We start from the raw sequence: 5,168 nt of genomic DNA, 5'->3' as shown, positions 1-5,168 counted from the left end.
GCGTCCTGCGCGAACACCTCGTCCCGCGCGGCGCGACCCTCGTCGAGCTCGACATGCGCACGCTCACCCCCGAGGCCCTCTGCGGGGAACTCCTCACCCATGGCGCGACGGCCCTGCTCCTCCTCCTGGGCCACCCGGATCCCGCGGTACCGGTCGTCAGGGCCGTCCGCCGCGACCCCCGCCTCGGCGGGATCCTGATCGGCGCGCCCGCCGGACAGCCGGAGTTCACCGAATGGGCGACGCTGCTGGGCGCGGAAGGAACGGCCGTACCGTTCCTGCGCTACCTGCCCGAACACCTCGGGCCCCTGGGCACCCGGGTGGGGACGGCCCTGCGCGCACGGCTGGGCGAAGCACCCTCCTTCGTCGCCTTCGAGGGCTACGACACGGTCACCGTCCTCGCCGAGGTGCTGCGCTCCCCGCGCGGGGACGATCCCTGGGCGGACGTCGCCGTTCAGGGCACCCGGGGCGAGATCCGTTTCTCCCGTGTGCCGGGCATCGGAGTCCGGCAGTGGGCGTGGGCGCCGGTCCAGGTGGCCGACCGGGACCCCGCGGACCCGGGCCGATTCCGCGTCCTGCACGCCGCCGGCGCCCCACGGGTCACCGTTCGGCCGGAGTGCGGGTGAGGGCGCGGACGGCCGTCTCCTGCGAGTAGGCCAGCAGGCCGATCGTGACCGCGGCCATGACCACGGCGAAGACGGCGTGACCGAGGGTCGAAGTGACGGCGAAACCCAGCGCGTTGAGCGCGAAGTGGCTGCCGACCCGCAGGGCGACGAGGGCCCGCCACAGGGCCTTGGCCAGCTTCAGCCGCCGGCGCATCAGCGTCAGCGAGACGGCGATGTTGACGACCAGCAGCCCCAGCAGGACCGGCCAGGCCGAGGGGAAGGCCTTGATGATGTCGAAGGCGGCCGCGAGGACGCCCTCGAAGCCGAAGAACCAGACCGGGAGCCGGTAGTCGGCCGGAGCCAGGTCCCCGGGGCGGCTCTCCTCGCCCGGTCCGGTCGTCGTGGCCTCTGTCGTCGCCGTCTGCTTCTTCAGGACGTTCACTTCGTTCCCCCGTGGTCGTGTTGCGGTGACCGTCATTCTCGTCGGGGGGAGGGGGCGGTCGGCAGGGCCGGCGATCACCTGTGCGGGATGACAGATGTCATAGGAGGCCTTGCGGGTCCGGCTCCGGGCCCCGGGTCCGCAGCCGGCCGGCGGCCCGGCGGCGGGCGAGGCGCCGCTCCTCGCGGGCGGCCCAGCGGCGGACCCGGGCGGGTTCCAGGGGGCTGCCGTGGCCGACGTGCAGCCGGGTCGGGTCCAGATCGAGCATCCGCTTGAGGCTGGCGAGGTTGCCCACGGGGTCGTCGTGGAAGGGAGGGCTGGCCGGTCTGCCCGGGATCAGCCCCATGAAGGAGTTGGCGATCAGGTCGCCCGCGACGAGGTCGCCCTGCCCGGTGAGGACGGACACCGATCCGGCGGTGTGGCCGGGAGTCGGCATGACGCGCGCCTCGATCCCGTAGTCGGACAGGTCCGTCTCGGACAGGTCCGTCTCGCCCCGCAACAGCACCTCGGGTTCGACCGGTTCGGCCCGCGCGTGCAGTTTCCCGTTGCGGGCCATCAGGCGGCCCATCGGGCCGGTGGGCAGGTACGGTTCGCGGACCCGGCCGCTGCGGTACGGGCCCAGGTCCGCCACGTGGCCCGCCACGGGGGCGCCGGTCAGCCGGCTCAGTTCGGCGGCGGAGCCGAAGTGGTCGATGTGCCCGTGGGTGAGGACGATCAGCGACACGTCGGCCGGGTCCACCCCGTGCGCGGCGATCGCGTCGTGGATCTTCCGGCCGCTGCCGGGGGTGCCGGCGTCGACGACCACGGGCCGGCGGCCCAGCAGCAGGTAGGCGTTGATGCCGTTCCGCCCCAGGACGGGGATCGGGATGATTCGGGTGGTACGGGACATGCGTCTTCTCCCAAGGTCGGGTGAGGGCGGCGCCCGCCGCGCGGCGGGCGCCGGGGGTCAGCGGAAGCGGCGGCGGTACTCGGCCGGGGTGGTGCCCAGGCGCCGCCGGAAGGAGCGGTGGAGGCTCTCCACCGAGCCGAGGCCGCTGAGGGCGGCCACCTCCGGCAGGCCGTGCCCGCTGTCCTGGAGCAGCCCGCGGGCGGCCTCCAGCCGCGCGGACTCGACGTACGCGGCAGGTGTGGTGCCCGTGCGGCGGCGGAAGAGCCGTGAGAAGTGGCGCACGCTGAGGTGCAGCCGGGCGGCCAGTGCCTCCGCGGACAGGTCCTCGGCCAGGTGCTCGCCGATCCAGACCCGCAACTCGTCGATCCGGTCGCCGCCGGCGGTCTCCGGTACCGCGAGGGGCACGCTGAACTGGCTCTGGCCACCCGCCCGTTTGACGTACATGACCATCATCCGGGCGGTGGCCAGGGCGAGTTCGGGGCCGTGGTCCTCCGTGACCATCGCGAGCGCCATGTCCATCCCCGAGGTGATCCCGGCGCAGGTCCACAGCCGCCCGGCCCGGATGAAGAGGGGGTCCGGGTCGACGGCGACGCGCGGGTGGTCGGCGGCCAGCCGGCCGGCCGTGAGCCAGTGCGTCGTGGCGGGCAGCCCGTCCAGCAGCCCCGCCGCGGCCAGCAGGTGCGCGCCCGCGCAGACCGAGCCCAGACGACCGGCCCGGGGGGCCGCCTCCCGCAGCCAGTCGACGACCGCACCGTCGAGCACCGGCTCCACCCCGCCCTCGCCGACCTCCACCGCGCCCGACACGAGCAGGGTGTCCACGGCCCCGTCCACCTCCTCCAGTGCCAGGTCGGCCATCAGGCGAAGACCGCTGGAGGTCACCACCGGGTCGCCGCCGGCCGTCGCGACCCGCACGGTGTAGCCGGGCCGGCCGGGGAGCCGGGCCGGCCGGGGCCGGCGACGCGCGTGGCGACCGAGAACACCTCGGCCGGGCCCGTGACGTCGAGCAGTTCGGCCCCGGGGAAGGCGACGATGACGACCCTGTGCGGCGGGGCCTGCCGGCGGGCCGGCGGGGGGAGTTGCGGTGGAAGCATGCGCCGATCATTTCGCCCCCACCCGATGGCCGCAATGACCAGCTTCTGTCACATCCGGCCATGCCCGGTCCCGTCCCGACCGGGTGCGGGCGGACCGGGGGACCGGGGGAGCAGGCCTGGCGGCCTGGCGGCCCGGCGGCCTGGCGGCCCGGCGGACTGGGGGACCCGCGTTCCGGCAGAACGGGGGACGGTTCAGCCCGTCGCGCGGTCCAGCCGTACCGCGCTCTCCAGCAGCAGGGCGTGCACGAACGCCTGGGGCAGGTTGCCCCGCAGCTGCCGGTTGCGGACGTCGTACTCCTCGGCGAACAGCCCGGCCTGGCCCACGGCCGTACGGGTCCGCTCGAACCAGCGGCCGGCCTCCGCCGGCCGGCCGTCGGCCAGGCAGGCCGAGGCCATCTGGAACCCGCCCATCAGGAAGGCGCCCTCCAGCTCGCCCAGCGGCCCGTCGCCCTGCCGGAACCGGTACAGGAACCCGTCCTCCGCCAGCTCCCGCGCCACCGCCTCCCGGGTGGCCGCCGCGACGGTCCGCGGCCCCGGCCAGTACGGGGAGGCCAGGGGCCGCAGCAGAGCCGCGTCGGGCCCGGTGTCCGTGGCCGAACGCTGCCAGCGGCCCGAGGAGTGCAGGCAGCGGCGCCGCGCCGCCCGCAGGATCGTCTCCGCCAGGGCGCTCCAGCGGTCCGCGTCCGGCCCGCCGATCTCCCGCGCGGCGGCGCGCAGCCCGGTGACCGCGGCCAGCCGTGAATGGGTCCACCAGGCCGGCTCCAGCTCCCACATGCCCGCGTCCGGCCGGTCCCAGTACTCCTCCAGGGCCTTGCCCGCCACCGCCGCCGCCCGGACCCCGTCCTCGGGCAGCCGGTCGTCGCGGGCCGCCACCGCGAGGAGTTCCAGCACCTCGCCGAACGTGTCGAGCTGGAACTGGGAGCCGGCGCGGTTGCCGACCCGGTCCGCGGCGCCCGGGTAGCCGCACAGCGGCAGCCGCTGCTCGGCCGGCACCGGCGAGCCGTCGGTCCGGTACGCGGGCCGCAGCCCCGGCCCGTCCGCGAGCACCCGCTCGGTGGCCACCCGCACCGCGGCGTCCGTCAGCGGGTGCGGACCGTGCACGGCCACCGCCTGGCCCGCGTAGCACTGGTCGCGCAGCCAGGCGTAGCGGTAGTCGTAGTCCCGGTCCGCGTCCGCGCGTTCGGGGAGGGAGGTGGTCGCCGCCGCCACCATCGCACCGGTCCGCGGGCTGGTCAGGCCGGTGAGGACGGCGTACGCCTGGCGCACGTCCCGGCTCGCCGTCAACCCCTCGCACGGCGGCACGGCCCCCGCCCAGAACCCCTCGGTACGCCGCCACGCGGATTCCGCCTCCACCGGCTCGCCCAGCGGCCCGTCGCCCACCTCCAGCACCAGGTCGCACACACCGCCCCGCGCTACGCGGACCAGCGCGCTCAGCTCCCCGTCCGGCGCCGCCCGTGCCTCGGCCAGGCCGCTCAGCCGTACCCGCAGGGGTCCGTACCCGCAGGGGTCCGCGCGACCCCTCCCACAGTCCCTCGCCCGCCTGCCGCAGCACCGGCGCGGGTGCGCTGCCGTACTCCCCGTGCACCGCCAGCCGGACGGCCATCCGCGCGGCACCCGTCACGGCCCGGAGCCGCCGCAGCAGCACCACCCGGTGCGGCTGCGCCGGGGCCGCCAGGGCCTCCCGGCACTCCACCACGGCGTCCGGCATCGTCCAGCGGGCGGTCCAGATCAGCGAGCCCTCGTCGTACGCCCCGCCCGACACCTTCCACGAGGACTCCGGGCGCACGGTGAACGCACCCGCGCCCCCGATCAGTTCGGAGAACACCGCCGGACCGTCCCAGCCGGGGACGCACAGCCACACCACGTCGCCCTCCGGGCCGGTCAGCGCGCCCCGCTCCCCGTCGGCCAGCAGGGCGTAGTCCCGCAACGGCCGCGGCACGTGGCGCAGCCCGGGGCGGGGCTCGGTACGAGGCCGGTCCGTGGGGCTCACCCCCTTCCGCTGTACGGGCGGCTACCCTGCCGCGACCCCTCCAACCCGGGCCCGCCCCCGTCACCCGCCGGGCCGAACCCCGGGCACACCGGCCGGCCCGCCGGGCCCGCGCCCGGCACCCGCAACCCGCCGGGCCGTGCCTCAGGCGACCCGGTAC

4 protein-coding genes and 2 pseudogenes are annotated in these 5,168 nt (G+C 76.3%); 1 reads left to right on the top strand and 5 read right to left on the bottom strand.

Annotation, left to right across the window (positions count from 1 at the left end; all coding sequences use genetic code 11):
- On the top strand, nucleotides 1-623 hold a 623-nt coding region (locus tag VR44_RS21065; protein ID WP_045949110.1), incomplete at its 5' end, for an ABC transporter substrate-binding protein.
- Here VR44_RS21065 and VR44_RS21060 read toward each other — a convergent pair.
- The 5 genes and pseudogenes from VR44_RS21060 to VR44_RS47370 all read right to left on the bottom strand — a co-directional run.
- Entirely contained in the window at nucleotides 598-1,044 is a 447-nt protein-coding gene (locus tag VR44_RS21060; RefSeq protein WP_052713739.1) for a hypothetical protein, read from the bottom strand. The two genes, VR44_RS21065 and VR44_RS21060, sit on opposite strands and share 26 nt — an antisense overlap.
- A gap of 97 nt (nucleotides 1,045-1,141) precedes the next feature.
- Complete coding sequence (locus VR44_RS21055; RefSeq protein WP_045949109.1) at nucleotides 1,142-1,930, bottom strand: MBL fold metallo-hydrolase; 789 nt, start codon at nucleotides 1,928-1,930, stop codon at nucleotides 1,142-1,144.
- 57 nt (nucleotides 1,931-1,987) lie between these two features.
- Nucleotides 1,988-3,021, bottom strand: a pseudogene (locus VR44_RS21050) (GlxA family transcriptional regulator).
- Nucleotides 3,022-3,213: 192 nt separating this feature from the next.
- Nucleotides 3,214-4,422, bottom strand: coding sequence for a glycoside hydrolase family 15 protein (locus VR44_RS21045; RefSeq protein ID WP_245692055.1), 1,209 nt, complete (start codon nucleotides 4,420-4,422; stop codon nucleotides 3,214-3,216).
- Between the two features lie 145 nt (nucleotides 4,423-4,567).
- A pseudogene (locus VR44_RS47370) lies at nucleotides 4,568-4,960 on the bottom strand (trehalase-like domain-containing protein); the annotation flags it as partial.
- Between the last annotated feature and the right edge of the window lie 208 nt (nucleotides 4,961-5,168).

It is taken from the genome of Streptomyces katrae (genome assembly GCF_000966975.1).
GTDB classification, from domain to species: Bacteria; Actinomycetota; Actinomycetes; order Streptomycetales; family Streptomycetaceae; genus Streptomyces; species Streptomyces katrae.
This window is presented reverse-complemented; position numbering and strand designations above follow the sequence as displayed.